Annotated in this window: 16 protein-coding genes; 12 read left to right on the top strand and 4 right to left on the bottom strand. The window is 70.6% G+C overall.

Features of this window, described 5'->3' with window-relative positions; translation table 11 throughout:
• Positions 1-54: 54 nt before the first annotated feature.
• From ACWEIJ_RS34610 to ACWEIJ_RS34570, 9 genes are all read left to right on the top strand, one after another.
• A complete protein-coding gene (locus ACWEIJ_RS34610) occupies positions 55-813 on the top strand; it encodes an SGNH/GDSL hydrolase family protein (protein WP_449841457.1) in 759 nt (252 codons plus the stop codon).
• Positions 814-988: 175 nt separating this feature from the next.
• Positions 989-2,389, top strand: coding sequence for an ABC transporter substrate-binding protein (locus ACWEIJ_RS34605; RefSeq protein WP_449841456.1), 1,401 nt, complete (start codon positions 989-991; stop codon positions 2,387-2,389).
• A gap of 61 nt (positions 2,390-2,450) precedes the next feature.
• The gene (locus tag ACWEIJ_RS34600; protein ID WP_449841455.1) at positions 2,451-4,268 is read left to right on the top strand and encodes a branched-chain amino acid ABC transporter permease; all 1,818 of its coding nucleotides are present in this window, start codon (positions 2,451-2,453) and stop codon (positions 4,266-4,268) included.
• A complete protein-coding gene (locus ACWEIJ_RS34595; RefSeq protein ID WP_449841454.1) occupies positions 4,265-4,957 on the top strand; it encodes an ABC transporter ATP-binding protein in 693 nt (230 codons plus the stop codon). Before ACWEIJ_RS34600 ends, ACWEIJ_RS34595 begins: the two co-directional genes overlap by 4 nt.
• Complete coding sequence (locus ACWEIJ_RS34590; protein WP_449841453.1) at positions 4,954-5,607, top strand: ABC transporter ATP-binding protein; 654 nt, start codon at positions 4,954-4,956, stop codon at positions 5,605-5,607. The genes ACWEIJ_RS34595 and ACWEIJ_RS34590 overlap by 4 nt, the downstream gene beginning before the upstream one ends.
• Complete coding sequence (locus ACWEIJ_RS34585) at positions 5,604-6,857, top strand: choice-of-anchor P family protein (RefSeq protein WP_449841452.1); 1,254 nt, start codon at positions 5,604-5,606, stop codon at positions 6,855-6,857. The genes ACWEIJ_RS34590 and ACWEIJ_RS34585 overlap by 4 nt, the downstream gene beginning before the upstream one ends.
• Before the next feature lie 4 nt (positions 6,858-6,861).
• Entirely contained in the window at positions 6,862-7,170 is a 309-nt protein-coding gene (locus ACWEIJ_RS34580) for a hypothetical protein (RefSeq protein WP_449841451.1), read from the top strand.
• Between the two features lie 144 nt (positions 7,171-7,314).
• Positions 7,315-8,649, top strand: coding sequence for a cellulose binding domain-containing protein (locus ACWEIJ_RS34575; protein WP_449841450.1), 1,335 nt, complete (start codon positions 7,315-7,317; stop codon positions 8,647-8,649).
• Between the two features lie 154 nt (positions 8,650-8,803).
• On the top strand, positions 8,804-9,817 hold the full coding sequence (locus ACWEIJ_RS34570) for an MFS transporter (protein WP_449841449.1): 1,014 nt from the start codon (positions 8,804-8,806) through the stop codon (positions 9,815-9,817).
• On the opposite strand, the gene ACWEIJ_RS34565 is transcribed toward ACWEIJ_RS34570, so the two are convergent.
• Positions 9,811-10,026: a hypothetical protein gene (locus ACWEIJ_RS34565; protein WP_449841448.1), complete on the bottom strand. Its 216-nt coding sequence runs from the start codon at positions 10,024-10,026 to the stop codon at positions 9,811-9,813. The two genes, ACWEIJ_RS34570 and ACWEIJ_RS34565, sit on opposite strands and share 7 nt — an antisense overlap.
• A gap of 5 nt (positions 10,027-10,031) precedes the next feature.
• Positions 10,032-11,144 carry an MFS transporter gene (locus ACWEIJ_RS34560; protein WP_449841447.1) on the bottom strand — a complete coding sequence of 371 codons (1,113 nt, stop codon included), beginning with the start codon at positions 11,142-11,144 and terminating at the stop codon, positions 10,032-10,034.
• A gap of 110 nt (positions 11,145-11,254) precedes the next feature.
• Between ACWEIJ_RS34560 and ACWEIJ_RS34555 the strand changes: the two genes are divergently transcribed.
• From ACWEIJ_RS34555 to ACWEIJ_RS34545, 3 genes are all read left to right on the top strand, one after another.
• Positions 11,255-12,682, top strand: coding sequence for a carboxylesterase/lipase family protein (locus tag ACWEIJ_RS34555; RefSeq protein WP_449841446.1), 1,428 nt, complete (start codon positions 11,255-11,257; stop codon positions 12,680-12,682).
• 29 nt (positions 12,683-12,711) lie between these two features.
• Entirely contained in the window at positions 12,712-13,449 is a 738-nt protein-coding gene (locus tag ACWEIJ_RS34550; protein WP_449841445.1) for a lipopolysaccharide core heptose(II) kinase RfaY, read from the top strand.
• Between the two features lie 172 nt (positions 13,450-13,621).
• On the top strand, positions 13,622-14,386 hold the full coding sequence (locus ACWEIJ_RS34545; RefSeq protein WP_449841444.1) for an anti-sigma factor family protein: 765 nt from the start codon (positions 13,622-13,624) through the stop codon (positions 14,384-14,386).
• A 65-nt stretch (positions 14,387-14,451) separates the two neighbouring features.
• Here the strand turns inward: ACWEIJ_RS34545 and ACWEIJ_RS34540 are convergent, their stop codons facing one another.
• A complete protein-coding gene (locus ACWEIJ_RS34540) occupies positions 14,452-15,885 on the bottom strand; it encodes a nickel/cobalt transporter (RefSeq protein ID WP_449841443.1) in 1,434 nt (477 codons plus the stop codon).
• Positions 15,882-17,168 carry a tetratricopeptide repeat protein gene (locus tag ACWEIJ_RS34535; protein ID WP_449841442.1) on the bottom strand — a complete coding sequence of 429 codons (1,287 nt, stop codon included), beginning with the start codon at positions 17,166-17,168 and terminating at the stop codon, positions 15,882-15,884. The genes ACWEIJ_RS34540 and ACWEIJ_RS34535 overlap by 4 nt, the downstream gene beginning before the upstream one ends.
• Position 17,169: the final 1 nt, after the last annotated feature.

Raw genomic sequence — 17,169 nt, 5'->3', positions numbered from 1 at the left:
CGTTATCGAACCCCGCGCAACCGTCGCGAGAACCCGCGACCTAAAGTCCTGAGCATGAGCAAGCGTTTTGTGGCGTTGGGGGACTCGTTCACCGAGGGGGTGGGTGACGAAGACGCTGGTCGTCCCAATGGTGTGCGGGGATGGGCCGATCGCGTCGCCGACGTCCTGGGTGTCGCCGACCCGGAGTTCACCTACGCCAACCTGGCGGTGCGCGGCCGGCTGCTGCTGCAGGTGCTCGACGAGCAGCTTGAGCCCGCTCTCGCGATGAACCCGGACCTCGTCTCCCTCTATGCGGGCGGGAACGACCTCATGCGGCCGAAGGTGGACATCGACGCGTTGATGCGCCGGTACCGGAACGCCGTGGCGCGTGTGGTGGGGTCCGGTGCCCAGGTCATCCTCTTCACGGGCGTCGACGGGGCGGACGACCCGGTGTTCCGCAAGATGCGTGGTCGCGTGGCCATCTACAACGAGCACGTGCGCGCGATCGCGGCCGAACACTCGTGCGTGCTCGTCGACATGTGGGCCATGCGGCAGCTGCGTGACCGTCGCATGTGGTCCGAGGACCGGCTGCACCTCAACGAGCTCGGGCACAACGAGGTCGCCATTTCGGTCCTCGACGGCCTGGGCGTGCCGCACTCGCTGGAGCGGACCGTGCTCGGCGCGGCCCCGCTGGTCGACCGTCGCGTCCGCCGGGCCGAGGACTGGAAGTGGGCGCGCGAACACGTCGTGCCGTGGGTGATGCGGCGGCTGCGCGGGGAGTCGTCCGGTGACGTCATCCGGGCGCGCCGGCCGGAGCTGTTGCCGCCGTCCTAGGTAGAACGTGTTACTTGGCACGAGGTGGTCTAACGACGCAACTGCCGTCTGGTGACGGTTTTCGCGCGGTTTCTTTGCAGATAGAACGCGTTCTAAATTTTGTGTCGGCCACCTGGGTGAAATCGCTGGTAGCGGGCCTGGGCTGAATTGATGCAGTGGCCTAGCGTTCGTCCGCATGCATCGCAGGGTCGCGCTGATCGCTCTGGTGGTCTGCGCGCTGGTCGCGGGCTGCGGAAGCAGGCTCACCGCCGAGCAGCGTGCGGCCCTCGTCGTGCCGCAGGGCGGCGGATCGGGGACTCAGGAGGGCACCGCGCCGGGCGAGGACGGCGGGGTGCCCGGCAACGACGGCACCGCGGGTCAGCCCGGCGCCACCAACCCCCAGCAGCCCAACCAGCAGCCGAACCCGCCCGGCAGCATCGCGGGCGGGTGCCAGGGCACCGGTGGCGCCACGGACAAGGGCGTGACCGCGGGCGAGATCACCATCGCCAACATCTCCGACATCAGCGGCCCGGTGCCGGGCATCTTCCAGTCGGCGCAGCAGGCCACCAAGGCGTTCGTCGAGTACTTCAACGCCACCCAGGGCTCGGTGTGCGGGCGCAAGCTGAAGCTCGTCTCGTTCGACTCGCGCACCGACAGCGGCGGTGACCAGCAGGCCACCTCGCAGGCCTGTGAGCAGGCGTTCGCGCTGGTCGGCTCGATGTCGGCGTTCGACCAGGGCGGCGGCCCCGCGGCCTCGGCATGCGGGATCCCCGACCTGCGCGCCTCCACCGTGACCGCGCAACGCCAGCGCACGCCGGTGAGCTTCGGCGTCGCCTCCAACGTGGTGAACCTGGTGTCGTCGGCAGGTCCGGACCTGGTGAAGTCGAGCTTCCCCGGCTCGATCGGCGCCGCGGCCTACCTCTACCTCAACGCCGACGCGAGCGCGCAGAACGCCAAGAGCATGCAGAAGGCGGCCGAGGCGCGCGGGATCAAGTTCGTCTACTCGCAGGCCATCGACATCACCGACGTCAACTACGCGCCGTACGTGGCGAAGCTCAAGGAGACCGGCGCCAAGATCGTCTACTGGATCGGGTCGGCGCAGTACGCGGTCCGGTTGCAGCAGGCCATGCGGCAGCAGGGGTACACGCCGGACGCGTTCATCACCGACCCGTCCGCCTACGACCCGCAGTACATCCGGCAGGGCGGCGCGGCCGTCGACGGCACCGTCGTCTACACGAACGGCGCCCTGTTCGAGGAGAACAACGCCCAGGTGGCGTTGTACAAGCAGTGGCTGGGGCGGGTGGCACCCGGTGCGGCGCCCTCGTACTTCGGGATGTTCGCGTGGGCGGCGGCGCGGTTGTTCGTGACGACGGCGGCGAAGGTGGGGCCGCAGCTGACCCGCAAGGCGATGCTCGACGCGGTCCGCGGGGTGCACGACTTCACCGCAGAGGGGATGGTCGCGCCGCAGGACGTGGGCGGGAAGCGGACCTCGGCGTGCATGTCGCTGGTGCGGCTCAAGGGCGGGGCGTGGAGTCGGTTGGCGCCTGCCTCGGGGTACTCGTGCGGGTCGCTGATCGACACGGGGGTGGGCGGATGACCGGGCGGCAGGTGGGTCGGGGCTTCGGTTTCGGCAGTGACGGCGGGTACGGGGGTCTCGCGTGACGGCGCTCCTCGCTTACACCATCTTCGGCCTGGTCACCGGCGGCGCGTACGCCGTCGTCGCCGGCGGCCTCGTGCTGACCTACAGCACCTCCAAGGTGTTCAACGTCGGTCACGGCGCCATCGGCATGGTGATGGCCTTCCTCTACTGGGAGCTCGCCGAGAACCGCGGCCTCCCGCAGTGGCTCGCGCTGCTGATCGTGGTCGGCGGGTGCGCGCCGCTGTTCGGGCTGCTGATCGAGCGGTTCGTGATGCGCAGGCTCGCGGGCGCGCCGGTCGGCATCACGCTCGTCGCCGGGGTCGGGGTGCTGGTCGGGCTGATCGGTGCCGCCCAGGCGATCTGGCCGCCGCAGGCGCGGCCCGTGCGGCCGTTCCTCGACCAGTACGGCGTCCACATCGGACAGTCGTTCGTCAGCGGCCACGACCTCGTGACGCTGGCGTGCGCGGTGCTCGTCGCGGGCGGGCTCTACCTGCTGCTGAACCGGACGCGGACCGGGCTAGCGATGCGGGCGTGCGTGGACGCGCCGGAGCTGGCCGCGCTGTACGGCACGCGGCCGCACCGGTTGTCGGCGTTGAGCTGGGCGATCGGGTCGTCGTTGGCGGCGTTGGGCGGCATTCTGCTGACGCCGGTGGTGCAGCTCGACTACGTGACGATGACGTTGCTCGTGATCACCGCCTACACCGCCGCGCTGGTCGGGCGGTTGCGCAGTCTGCCGTGGACGTTCGTGGGCGCCTTGGGGCTCGGTCTGGTGCAGTCGTACGCCGTGGCGTATCTGCCGTCCTCACCGTTCTGGATCGCGTTCCGGGCGGCGATTCCGGCGTTGCTGCTGTTCGTCGTGCTGCTCGCGATGCCGCAGTCGCCGCTGCGGATCGGTGGCGTGCGGGGGTCGCGCGGGGTGGCGGTGCCGAACGCGGTGACGACCGGGGTGGGCGCGGGGCTGTTCCTCGGGGTGGTGGTCGTGCTGGCGCTGCTGGTGGACTCGGTGGTGGCCGGGCAGCTCGCGCTGGCGCTGGTGTTCGGGATCGTGCTGCTGTCGATGGTGCTGCTCACCGGGTACGGCGGGGTGGTGTCGCTGGGGCAGTTCACGTTCGTCGGCGTGGGCGCGGTGACGGTGGCGCGGCTGGGGTCCTCCTCGCCGGTGACGTTGCTGGCCGGGGCGCTGGTGGCGGCGGCGATCGGCGCGCTGATCGCGTTGACGGTGTTGCGGGTGAGCGGGCTGTACCTGGCGCTGGCCACGCTCGGGTTCGCGCAGCTGATGGACAAGCTCGTGCTGCAGTCGCCGATCGCGTTCGGCGTGCGCGGCAGTCTCCAGGTGCCGCCGGCGGTGTCGTCCCCGACGGCACAGCTGATCCTGGCCGCGGGGGTGTTCGCGCTGGTCGGCGCCGGTGTGCTGGCCGTCAGGCGCGGACGGCTCGGGCGCCGGATGATCGCGGTCAAGGACAGCTCGGCGGCGTGCGCGACGCTCGGCGTGAACGTGCGCTGGATCCGGGTCGGCGTGTTCGCGCTGTCGGCGGCCATCGCGGGGCTCGCCGGCGGGTTGTTCGCGCAGCTGCGGGAAACCGTTGCGGCGAGCGACTTCCAGCTGTTCAACAACCTGCCGTTGCTGCTGTTCGCGGTGATCGCGGGCGTCACGTCGGTGTCGGGCGCGGCACTCGGCGGGCTGCTGCTGATGCTGCTCCCGGTGCTGCAGAGCGGCTTCCCGGCGTTCGCGGGCGCGGCGGTCGTGCTGCTCGGCGTGGCGGCGGCCGGGCTCGCGCGTGACCCCAACGGCCTGGTCAGCTGGTTCTTCCGGGCGTGGTCCTGGCGGCGCGCATGAGCACGTTGCGGGTGGAGGGCGTGACGGTCCGCTTCGGCGAGGTGACCGCGGTCAACGACGTCTCGCTGACGGTCTCGCCGGGCGTGACCGGGCTGATCGGGCCGAACGGCGCGGGCAAGACGACGTTGTTCGACGTGATCAGCGGGCTGCGCCGGCCGTCGGCGGGCCGGGTGCTGCTCGACGGCGCCGACATCACCGCGAAGGGGCCGCACCAGCGGTCCAGGCTGGGCGTGGCGCGGACGTTCCAGCGGCTGGAGGTGTTCGGGTCGCTCACGGTGTGGGAGAACGTCGTGGTGGCGCTGGAAAGCCGGCGCCGTCCCGCTCGGCTGGCCTCAGGATTGCTGGCACGCGTGGGCATCGCGGAGTTCGCGGCCAACCAGGCCGATACCGTGCCCACCGGCGCGGCGCGGCTGCTGGAACTGGCCCGCGCCCTCGCCACCGACCCGTCCCTCCTGCTGCTCGACGAGCCGTCGTCGGGCCTGGACCGCGCCGAGACCGACGCGTTCGGCGCGCTGCTGCGGGAACTGGTGGAGGAGGGGCGCTCGGTGGTGCTGGTCGAGCACGACATGGACCTCGTGATGGGCTACTGCGACGTCGTGCACGTGCTGAACCTGGGCAGCCTGCTGACGTCCGGCACGCCGGCTGAGATCCGCGAGCACGAGGGTGTCCGGGAGGCGTACCTCGGATGATCGACCTGATGGACGTCCACGCCGGGTACGGCCGGATCGAGGTGCTGCGCGGCGTCTCGCTCTCGGTGCCGCGCGGCACGGTCACGGCGTTGCTCGGCCCGAACGGTGCCGGCAAGTCGACGCTCGTGAAGGTCCTGAGTGGACAGTTGAGGGCCACGTCGGGGCATGTGCACCTGGGCGGGGTGCACGTCAACGACGCCGCCGCGGACGAGCTGGCGCGGGCGGGCCTGTGCACGATCCCGGAAGGCCGCGCGATCTTCCCGAACCTCACCGTCGCCGAGAACCTGCGGCTGATGCGCGGTGATCCGGCCGTGGTCTACGAGCGGTTCCCGAAGCTCAAGGTGCGGCACCGGCAGCTCGCGGGCTCGATGTCCGGCGGCGAGCAGCAGATGCTCGCGTTCTCCCGCGCGTTGATCAGCGACCCGGCGGTGATCGTGATCGACGAGCTGTCGATGGGCCTGGCGCCGGTGATCGTCACCGAGCTGTACGACGTGGTGAGGGAACTGGCCGCGGGCGGCGTCACGATGCTGATCGTCGAGCAGTTCGCCGAGACCGCGTCGGCCGTCGCGGACCAGGTCGTCGTGCTGGCGCACGGCGAGATCGCCGCCGAGGACGACCTGGCGTCCGTCTACTTCGGAGGGACGACATGAGGTACGCGCTCGTCGTGCTGCTGCTACTGCTGTCGCCGGCACCGGCGCGGGCGGCCGAGATCGGCGGCTTCACGCTCTCGGCGCACGCCGCGCCCGTGTCCGTGCTGCTGCACACCGACCTGATCCCGGTGCCCGCGGAACCGCAGGGCGAGGTGCACCTGTCCTACACGCAGACCGAGCTGGGCTCCGGCCCGATCGGCCGCTCGCTGGCGAGCTCGGTGTGGCCGGGCGCCGCCGTCGGCACCGGCCTGCCGCAGCTGCTCGGCTTCGCGTATCCGGTGCAGGCCAACGCGGCGCACCCCGGTGGTCCGGCGGACGAGTCGAAGCCCGGCATGCGGGCCACCGCCGGTGCCGCGAAGGCCGAGTCCTACGCGGGCGCTCGACAGGAGGTGCCGTTCCTGCTCACCGCGGACGGCCTGTCGTCGACCAGCAACAGCGCCGTGTCGGCCACCGAGGCCCGCTCCACCGCCGTGACGTCCGCGCAGACGATCTCACTGCTCGCCGGTCTGGTCGTGCTCTCCGGGGTGAAGTTCGAGTCGGTGGCGGTGAGCGACGGCGGCAAGGGCAGCGGCACCAGCACGTTCTCGATCGCCGAGTTCACCGTGCTGGGCCAGAAGTTCCCGGTCAAGGCACCGGCCGCGCCGCCGGACGGCCTGCTGAAGGCGTTGGAACCACTGGGCATCACGCTGACCTGGCCCACCTCCGCCACGAAGACCGAGGGCACGGGCGTGACGTCGACCAGCCGCGGCCTCACGCTGACCGTCGACGTGCTGGCGTTGCGCACCAAGCTCGGCCTCGGCGGCATCCTGGACGGCGTAGTGGCACCGCTGCTGCCCAAGGAGCTCGTGCCGCTGCTGAACCCGCTGCGCAAGATGGTGGTGATCGTCGGCGACACCGAGGCGGTCGCGAACGCTTCCGCCGCGGCGCCGCTGACCCCGCCCGACGCCCCCGCGCCGCAGGCACCCCTCGTGCCGCCGCCCCCGGCCGGTGGTGTCCAGGCCCCGCTGCCCGGCACGCCGCCGGTGGCCGGGACCGCGCCGCCCAAGGCCGTGACCCCGGTGGCGTCGGTGCGCGCGAAACCCCGCTCGCTGCTCGACTTCCCCGGCGTGCCCGCCCTGGTGGTCCTCGCCGGCCTCGGCGTGGCGGCGGCGTCCGCCTTCGGCCTGCGCTCGTTCGGCACGTTCCTGCTCGGCGGCGCGCCCTGTCCGTCCGGACACCCGACCGGTGTCCCCGACCTGCGCAACGGGTGAAGCGATGACCATCCAGGACCGGCGCCGCGCACGGATGCGCAGCGCACTCGGACTCGTCGGCACGATGCTGATGACCGCGGGCATCGCGGCGATCCTCTTCGCCTGGTGGGGCGTCGCGCACACCGGGTACGTGTGGGAGCAGGTCCCGTACGTGGTCTCGGGCGGGATGCTCGGGGTGGGGCTGATCGGGGTCGGCGGGTTCCTGTACTTCGGGTCGTGGCTGACCAAGCTGGTCGAGGAGCAGCGGCAGGCCACGTACGCGTTGCTGCAGCTGCTCGACGAGCGGGCGGCGGAGCGGGTGGACCAGCTCTGACGGCTCGACCGTCCCGTTCGGACCCGTGGTGAGAACGTTTCCACTGGAAAGTTCCCAGTCCTGGTCCTTTCACACCCTTGAACCAGTGGTTTAGACCAGTTAACGTGCTCCGCATCACGTTCCCCCTGCACGTGAAGGAGCACCATGAAGAGGTTTCGCTGGCAGTTCCTGACCATCGGTCTGGCGATAACAGCCGTGGTCGGCGGCGTTCTGGCCGCTCCCGCGAGCGGCGCGACGGGCGTGACGGCGGCGTTCACGAAGACGTCGGACTGGGGCACCGGTTACGAGGCGAAGTACACGATCTCCAACGGTGGCGCGTCCGCGCTCTCGTCGTGGACCGTCGAGTTCACGCTGCCCAGCGGGCAGGCGATCGCGTCGCTCTGGGACGGTTCGTACACCGCGAGCGGCCAGAACATCACGGTGAAGAGCACCTGGAACGGCAACGTGCCGGTCGGCGGCACGGCGAGCTTCGGCTTCACCGTGCGCGGCTCCGGCGGCAGCCCGACCAACTGCAAGATCAACGGTGGGTCGTGCGACGGCAGCGGGCAGCCGCCGACCACCACGACCACCACGACGACGACCACCACCTCGAACCCGCCGTTGCCCGGCACCGGCCGCGGCGCGCCCTACCTGTACCTGGGCTGGGGCGACCCGCAGAACGCGACGCAGGTCATGAGCGCGACCGGTGTCAAGTGGTTCACCCTCGCGTTCGTCCTGTCCGGCGGCGGCTGCTCGCCCGCGTGGGACGGCACCCGGCCGCTGACCGGTGGCGTCGACCAGCAGACGATCAACGCCATCCGCGGTGCCGGCGGTGACGTCGTGCCGTCGTTCGGCGGCTGGAGCGGTAACAAGCTGGGCCCGAACTGCTCGACGCCGGAGGCGCTGGCCGGCGCCTACCAGCAGGTGATCAACACCTACGGGCTGAAGGCGATCGACATCGACATCGAGAACTCCGACGAGTTCGAGAACACGACGGTCCAGGACCGGATCATCACCGCGCTGAAGATCGTCAAGCAGAACAACCCCGGCCTCCAGACGATCGTCACGTTCGGCACCGGCACCACCGGCCCGAACTACTACGGCGCCCGCCTGATCGACCAGTCGAAGGCGCTCGGCGCGAACATCGACATCTTCACGATCATGCCGTTCGACTTCGGCAGCTCGAACATCCAGACCGACACGATCGGCGCGGCCACCGGGCTGAAGAACAAGCTGAAGTCGACCTTCGGCTGGAGCGACGCCGAGGCGTTCAAGCACGTCGGCATCTCCGGCATGAACGGCCTGTCCGACCAGCGCGAGACGACCACGACGGCGACCTGGACGGCCATTCGCGACTGGGCGAAGTCCAACGGTCTCGGCCGGCTCGCGTTCTGGTCCGTCAACCGCGACCGCGGCGGCTGCGACGGCCAGGTGGCGTCGAACTGCTCGGGCATCGCGCAGTCCGACCTCGCGTTCACCCGCATCACCGCCGGTTTCTGACCGACCACGAGCCGTCAGCGCCATTTAATCGGTGGCGCTGACGGCTTAACCTTGTGCCATGCGCCGACGACATTGATCTTCAACTGATCTTTCCCGGACCGCGACGGCGTGGGCGTGGTGCTCGCACCTCATCCCGATCTACGCGCTGTACGCGTTGCTCTTCGCCGACAGCGGGCTGTCGGACGCGTCCATCTCGGTGCTGCTCGCGATCTGGTCGCTGACCGCGGTCGTGTTCGAGGTGCCGTCCGGTGCGGTCGCCGACCGGTTCTCGCGGCGGAGCTCGCTGGTCGCGTCCGGGTTGTTGCACGCCTGTGCGTACGCCTCCTGGGTGTTGTTCCCGTCCTTCTGGGGTTTCGCGGCCGGTTTCGTGCTCTGGGGCCTCGGCGGAACGCTGACCTCGGGCGCGTTCGAGGCCCTGCTCTACGACGGGCTGGCGGCCAACGGGGATGCCGAGCTGTACGGCCGGCTCAACGCCCGTGTCGACACCATCACCCTGATCGCCCAGGTCCCGGTCGCGGTGCTGGCGACCTTCCTGTTCTCGCTCGGCGGCTACGACCTCGCCGGCTGGGTGTCGGTCGCGATGTGCCTGGCGTCGTCGGTGATCGCGCTGCGGTTCCCGGAGCCGCCGCGGGGCTCGTCCGACGACGACATCGGCTACCTCGACACCTTGCGGACCGGTCTGCGCGAGGCCGTGCCGATCAAACGTGCCGTGCTCGCCGTGGCACTGGTGTACGCGATCGACGCGTTCGAGGAGTACTTCACGCTGCTGGTCCAGGACTGGCACGTGCCGACGGTGTGGGTGCCGCTCGCGACGACCGGCGTGCCGCTGCTGGGCGCGGCCGGTGCCGCGCTGGGCGGCCGGTTGCCGTTCCGCGGCTGGGTGCTGTTCGCGTCGGGCCTGGTGCTGATCGCGGCGGCGGTGCTGGCGGTCCCGGCGGCGATCGTCCTGCTGGGACTGTTCTACGGGCTGTACCGGTTCGTGCTGGTGCAGGTGGAGACCGAGCTGCAGCACCGGATCGAGTCCGAGGCCCGTGCCACCGTGACCTCGGTCGCGGCCATCGGGTCCGAGTTCGTGGCGTTCGCGATCTACGGGCTGTGGGTGTTCGGGGCGGCGTTCGCGGTCGGCGTGCTGATTCTGGTGGTGGCGCTGGTGATCTGGCGTCAGTGAGGAAGTGCTCGCCGCTCGGTGCGGCTGGCGAACCGCACGACGTAGGGCCTGTTGGGCCACAACGCTTTCAGCGTCTCGGAGTGCTCGATCGTGCGCGGCAGGCCGTACTCGATTTCCTGGCCGAACCAGCCGAACACCTCGGCCGCGATCGCGAGCTCCACCATCTCGGCGGGCTTCAGGTCGCCCGCGGTGAAGACGCCGATCTGCACGGGTTTCAGTGTGCTCGGTTGAGGCGCAGGGTCCACAGGCAGCCCGCCGCGGCCACCGCGCCGCCCGTGGCGAGCGCGAACGCGATGCCGGCGCCGTTCGCGGTGAGGCCGAGCAGGATCGGGCCGCCGCCCAGTCCGAGGTCGATGAACGCGCTGGCCGTCCCGGACGCGGCGCCGCGCTGGTGCGGTTGCGCGGTGGCGAACACCGCGGCGAAGAACGCCGGGGTGCTGAAGGTGACGCCCAGGCCGAGCACGACGCTGCCGAGGGCGAGGGTGTGCGGGAGGGCGGCCAGGACCATGCCCGCCGTGATGATGCCCAGGGCGACGGCACCGAGCCGCAGCGGTGGCACGCGGTCGGGGATCTTGGCGAACGCCGTTCTGGCCGCGACCACGGTGACGCCGTACAGGACGAGCGGGAGACTCGTGTTGCCGAATCCCTCCTCTCTCGCGTGCAGTGCGGCGAACGCGAGGAACCCGCCGCACGCGGCCAGTGCCGTGCCGAGTCCGATGCTCGGCGGGACGGCCGGGCGGTGGATCAGGTTCGACTTCGTGGTCGTCGGGGTGCCGGTCTCGCCGATGAACGCCGCGGTCGCGGTCGCGGCGGCGCACAGGGCCGCGGCGCTGAGCCAGGCGGTGGGGAACGAGTGCCGCGTGAGGAACTCGCCGAGCGGTGGGCCCGCGGCGAGTCCCAGGTAGAGGCCCAGCGAGTTGAGGCTGAGGGCCTCGCCGAGGCGGTCAGGTGGCGAGATGTCGACGAGGGCGGCGAACCCGGCGACGAAGAACGCGGCTTCGGCGACGCCCAGCAGGAGTCGCAGGGCGACGACCGCGGGCAGGTCCGTGGCCAGTGCGGTGAGGGCGAGGCTGGTGGCGGCGAGGGCGGTGCCGCCGAGCAGGAGCGGCCTTCTGCCGATGCGGTCGGTGAGACGGCCGGCGAACGGGCGGAGCAGCAGCGCGGAGACGGCGAAGGCACCGAACGCGAGACCGGCGGCGGCCTTGGAGTGGTGCAGCGGGCCGGTGACGTGCAGTGGCAGGGTGTAGACCGCGATGCCCATCGCGGTGAAGTAGCCCAGGTCAGCGGCGGTGAGCAGGGCGAAGCGCGGGGTGAGGAGGCGCGCCATCCGATCAGGGTGCGCCCGGACGGCGGATTCCGCGACCGGTGGGCGTCGTCCACTGAGGTCGTCCGGTTGGCGAAAAGGGGTTGCGCGGGCTCGCTAGGTTGACCGTCGACATGCGTTCGACCACAACCCTGATCTCGGCCGTCCTCCTGGCCGCAACCGCAGTTCCCGCCGCTCACGCCGCCGGAACCACCGTCCGCACCGACACCGGATTCGTGTCGGGAACCATCACCGACGCCCAGCGCACCTTCCAGGGCATTCCCTTCGCCGCACCGCCAACGGGGGAGAACCGCTGGCGCGACCCGCAGCCCGCCAGGCCGTGGCACGGCGTCCTCGAAGCCGACCGGCCCGGCCCGCGGTGCGCCCAGGACGGCAGTCCGTCCAGTGACGCGGAGGACTGCCTCTACCTCAACGTCACCACGCCGCTGAACGCCACGAACCGGCCGGTCCTCGTCTGGCTGCACGGAGGCGGTTTCACCAGCGGCGCCGGGTCCGACTACGGCATGGACCAGTTGGCGCGCAACGGTTCCGTCGTCGTCACGATCAACTACCGGCTCGGCGCGTTCGGCTACTTCGGCTTCCCCGGCCTGGAGGGCTCCGGCGCCTTCGGGCTGAAGGACCAGCAGAAGGCGCTCGAATGGGTGCGCGGCAACATCAGGCGGTTCGGCGGAGACCCGCACAACGTCACGCTGTTCGGCGCGTCCGCCGGCGGCCTGTCGACGTGCGCGCAGCTCACCTCGCCGCGGACCGAAGGCCTGTTCCAGCGCGCGATCATCCAGAGCGGACCGTGCCGGCTGGGCCTTCCGGCCGGCGAGAACCAGGTCCAGCACCCCTGGGCCGCGCGCGAGGACGTCGAGCGGGCCGGTGCGCAGGCGCCGCACGGCTGCGCGGACATCGCCTGCCTGCGCCGCCTTCCGGTGTCCGAGGTCAAGAAGCTGACCCCGTTGTTCTCGAAGCCCGCCTACGGCACGGAAGCCCTGCCGGAGAACCCGGTCACCGCACTGCGGCAGGGGCACTTCCACCAGATCCCCGTGCTCGCCGGCACCGCGCGCGACGAGCTGACGGTGTTCGTGGCAGTGGCCTACCCGAAGCTGGACGCCACCGGCTACGAACAGGCCCTCATCCAGGGGTTCGGTGCCGCGAAGGCGCAGCGGATCCTCGCCGCCTTCCCGCCGCGAGGTGGTGACGAGCGCGTACCGCTGTCGGCCGCGCTCACCGCCATGACGTCCGCGTGCACGACGAACGAGCTGAGGAGCCAGACGAACGCGTACGGTTACGAGTTCGCCGAACCGGAACCGCCGATGATCTTCCCCGGCCTGCCGGAGTTCCCCTACGGCGCCTACCACGGCTCGGAGCTGCCGTTCCTCACCCGGTACGCCGGTGTCGAGCTGCACGGCGACCAGCAGCGGCTCTCCGCCGAGATGGTGCGGGTGTGGACCAGGTTCGCGCGGACCGGACGCCCCGGCTGGGAGCGCCAGGACGTCCGGATCTTCGCCACCCGGGAGGTCGCGGCGGCCGACCACCACTGCGATCTCTGGTAGCCGTTGGCTACCGTTGCCGCTGGAGGTGGGTGTTGTTCCGGCTGCTGGAGACCGCGGTCCGCATCGAACCCCTGGAAGGAGACGGGCTCACCAACGTCCTGCACCTCGTGACGCTGGCCGACGGGCGCAAGGCGGTGCTGCGGCAGCCGAAGGTGGCGCGCGACCTGCCGAAGTTCGTGGTGCCGGGTGCGCCGGAGGTGCTGGCCCACAACGGCCGCGGTGACGTGCTGGTCGAGTACGTCGAGGGCGAGACGCTGGCGGACGCGCTGCCGGTGTCCGACGAGGTCTGGCGCAGCATCGGCGCCGCGTTCCGCAAGATCCACCGCGTCGGCCTGCTGCACAACGACGTGAACCTCTACAACATCATCGTCGGGAACGGCCGGGCCACGCTGATCGACTGGGACAACCCCGGCCAGGGCAACCCGCTCGACGAGCTGGCGGCGTTCGAGGAGCACCTCTACCTGCACGGAACCTCACTGCCCCCGGCGTTCTGGACCGGCTACGGCTCGACGCCGGACCTGAACCTGCTGCGGACCCACCGCATCGCCGGCTGCATCGGCTGGCTCGCGAGCGCGGACTGGCGGGAGTGGGAGGACGACCGGACCCTCCGGCCGGAACTGCTCGACCGGGTCCGGAACTGGCGCGAGCTGCTCGCGGGCTGGCTCGCCGACCAGTTCCGGACCGACTACCTGGCGGCTGGTGCCGCTGGTTCGTCAAGAAGCGTGCCTGTAGCCATTCGAGACACCTTGAGTCCTCCGATCGAGTGAAAAGCGCTGCTCAAGCCACCCCTCAACGGTAGTTGAGCGGTTACGTAATGCCATTGTTATGAGCAATCAGAATGAACTCGTTCGCGAGCTGAACCAACCACTCCTATCTCCGCGTTTTCCCTTGTGACACCGTTTCGCCGCGGGGGTCGAATCGGGACGACGAGGAGGTCGTATGACAGCTGGCGCGCACGACGCGGTCACCCTTGGCTGCTACGCGCTCGGCGTTCTGGACGCGCACGAGAGTCATGGCGTGGAGCAGCACCTGAGGGGCTGTCCGTCCTGCCGTGCGCAGGTCGCCGACTTCCATCGGATCCGCATGGTGCTCGACGAGGTGCCCCGTGAGGTTTTCCTGCACGAGCTCGAAGCCGACCTGCCCAAGCCTTCGGACCTGCTGCTGCAGCGCACGCTGCGGCAGATCAGGCAGGAGTCGGTCATCCCGCAGCCGCGGGTGGTCGACCAGCGCCCGAGAGCCAGTCCGCAGGCGGTGGAGGACTTCCCCGAACCGCAGCACGCCAAGCCCCGCCGCTGGCCGGGCTACCTCGCCGCCGCGGCTGTCGCCGCGGTGGTCGCGTTCGGGGGCGCTGCAGTGTTCATGCAGAACCAGGGACCGGGAACCAGCGTGGCCTCGACCCGCACGGGTGAGGCGACGGCCGGTGGGATCAAGATGGTGGCGGAGATCGCGCCGTCGTCGCAGGACCGCTACCAGGTCACGGCCGACATCAACGGTCTGCCGGCAGCGCAGAAGTGCAAGCTGGTCGTGGTCAAGCAGGACGGCACCAAGACCGAGGCCTTCGCGTGGACCTCGACCGAGAAGGGCAGGGTCGAGGGAGCCAAGGTGCGGGGCATGGTCAGCGTCCCGCCGGACCAGGTGAAGTCGGTCGCCGTCGAGAACGCGGAGGGCAAGGCGTTCGTGGTGGCGAACCTGCAGGGACAGTAAGAACGTCGAACAGACGAAGGGCCCGGATTCTGACCGAATCCGGGCCCTTCTTACATTGGTGTAATTCAGACGGCCTGCAATGTGAGCCACGCTCCCACCACGATCACCATGGCGGCGGTGACGACAGGTGCGTATTGCGAGAGCGTGCGGGTGGCACGTCCGTCCAGGAATTTCTCGACCCGCTCACGGGCTTTCACCAGCAGCAGACCGACCGCGGTGAGCGTGCCGGCCATGCCGATGCCGTAGCCGAGGACCAGCAGGACGCCGAACCACGTCCGGCCCAGCGCCATCGCTCCGAGGAGCACCACGAGCGCCGAGGGCGACGGGACGAGTCCGTTGGCCGCGCCCATGCCGATGAGGCTTGCCCGGCTGTACCCGTGACCGTGCCCGGTTCCGTGCCCATGTCCGTGGCCATGACCGTGCCCATGTCCGTGGCCGTGCCCATGTCCGTGGCCGTGCCCATGTCCGTGACCGGTGCCGACGAGGGCGCCCGCGAGGGCGGGTTCGCGGGTCAGGGCCGTGCGCAGCAGCATCACGCCGATGACCGTGATCAGCAGACCGCTGACGAGTCCCAGCCAGCGCAGCACCTGCTCGCCGGCCAGCGCGCTGGAGGCGCTGATGACCAGGCCGAGCACCAGCACGCCACCGGTGTGCGTCGCGGTGACGGAGGCGCCGACGACGAGCGCGTCCTTCGGCGTGCCCTGACGTCCGGCGAGATAGGCGGCGATCAGCGTCTTGCCGTGACCGGGCAACGCCGCGTGCGACGCGCCGAGCAGCAGCGACAGCAGCACAGCAAGAAACCCCAGCCATGGCGTGAGCTCGGCGCTGCCCAGGATGTCGTTCAGGGCGGACGCGGTGACGCTCAACGTCTGGATGGGGGAACCGGAGGCCTTCTTCGGCTCCGACCCGCTGCCGGGGGAGGCCGTGAAGGCGACGGACCGGACGTCCAGCGGGTTGCTGAGCAGGTCCTCCGGGTAGGTCCGCAGCTCGTCGCTGATGCTCTCGGTCGGGACGTTCGAGTCCGTGAGCCTGATGCCGGTGCCGGCCGCGGTGATCTCCCGCCAGCCGATCCGGTCGGTGTTCGACTCGTCGTGGAACTCCAGCCTGGCGGGCCGGTCCAGGTCGACTTTGGCGGTGAACTCGCAGACCAGGCGGGTCGTGTTGAGATCCGCCTGGCCTTTGGGGTGTTCCTTGGTCGAGCTGGAGAGCGTCCAGGTGATCTGCCGGCCGTCCACTGTGGACCGGTCCGTTCTCGCCACCTCGTCGCACCACTGCTTCGCGTCGCGGGCCTTCAGGTTCTCCTGCAGCGTCGGGATCTCCGCCACGTCGACCACGGATCTGAGGTCGATGCGGTCCGGGTGCAGGTGCAGCCCGTGGTAGTGGTTGACGGTGAAGTTGCCGAGCGGGTGCGCGGACGCCTTGCCGTTGATCAGGAAGAAACCCGCCAGCAGCAGGGCGACGACGAGAAGGGGCCGCACCACCCAGCCCGACAGGCTCACCGGCCGCCTCGCAGCTCGGCGAGCTTGCGGCCGGCCTTCAGCGACTGCAGCGGGGAGAAGTTCGCGTTCAGCCGCAACGCCTGCACCAGCGCCTCCTGCGCCTCGGCGACCCGGCCGAGCGCGGCGAGGATCATGCCGCGGTGGTAGGAGAACGTGGCGTTCTGCCAGCCCAGCGCGTTGGCCCGGTCCGAGTAGGCGAGCGCCTCGGCGTCCCGGCCGTTCACGTGCAGCGCCCACGCCATCGCGTCGGCCACGAACACGCTCTGCCGGCGGCTCCACTCGGCCTCCGCCCGGCGCAGCGCCTGCATGCCGTCACCGCGGTCGGCGGCCACGAGCGCGGCGGCCAGGTCGTCGGAGGCACCCTGCGACTCCATCAACCGCTGCTGCTCGGACAGCACGTCGTACTCCCGCGCCGCCTCCTCCGCCTTGCCGTTCGCCTCCAGCAGCTCCGCGTACTCCTGCAGGTACTGCGGCAGGGGAGCGCGGTTCACGAGCTTGCGGTAGGTGTCGAGCGCGACCGGGACGTCGCCCCGTGCCGCCGCGACCTTCGCCTTGCCCTGGGTGAGAGCCATGTCGTCTCCTCTCGCCGCCAGCCCCTGCTCGTAGTGCTGGGCGGCCTCGTCGAGCCGGTTGTGGTCGAACGCGAGTTCACCCAGCCGGTAGTGGCAGAACGCGATCTCTTCTGGGGTCGAGGCGGCGGTCAGGGCGCGCGTCATCGCGTCACGGGCGCCGTCGACGTCGCCGTGGAGCTCGAAGTGGTAGGAAGCGCGGGCGAACGACGCGGTGTTCGGCTTGAGGTCCAGCATCTTCTGCACCGCGTCCTGGGCGCCCGCGTCGTCGCCCAGCTGCGTCAACGCGTCGGCCAGCACGCCGTAGGCCTCCGCGGAGGAGGGCAGTGCGGCGATCGCCTTCTGGGCCCAGTCGCGGGCCGCGTGGAAGTCGTGGCGGGCGTTGGCGAGCGTGCCCATGCCGACGGCGGCGAGGCCGGTGTCGCCCGCGTTCTTCAGCGCGCCCTCGGCCTTCGCGTAGTAGGCCGGGTCGGCCGTCACGCGCGCGAGTTCCACATAGGACGCACCGAGCCTGGCCCAGGACGCCTTGTCCTCGGGCAGTCCGTGCAGTCGTTGCTGCAGCTGGTGCACCACGCGGTGCATCTCGTTCTGCTGCGCGACCACGGGAACCGGTTCAGGTTGCGCGCCTCCGGCCCTGCTGTCGGCAGGACCGGAGGCGGCGAGGTAGGCAAGCGCCGCGGTGGCCAGGAGACCCACCGCGACCGCTTGCCGCACT

Source organism: Lentzea sp. NPDC004789, assembly GCF_053601075.1.
The sequence above is the reverse complement of the archived record's forward strand: the minus strand, read 5'-3'. Positions and strand labels throughout refer to the sequence as shown.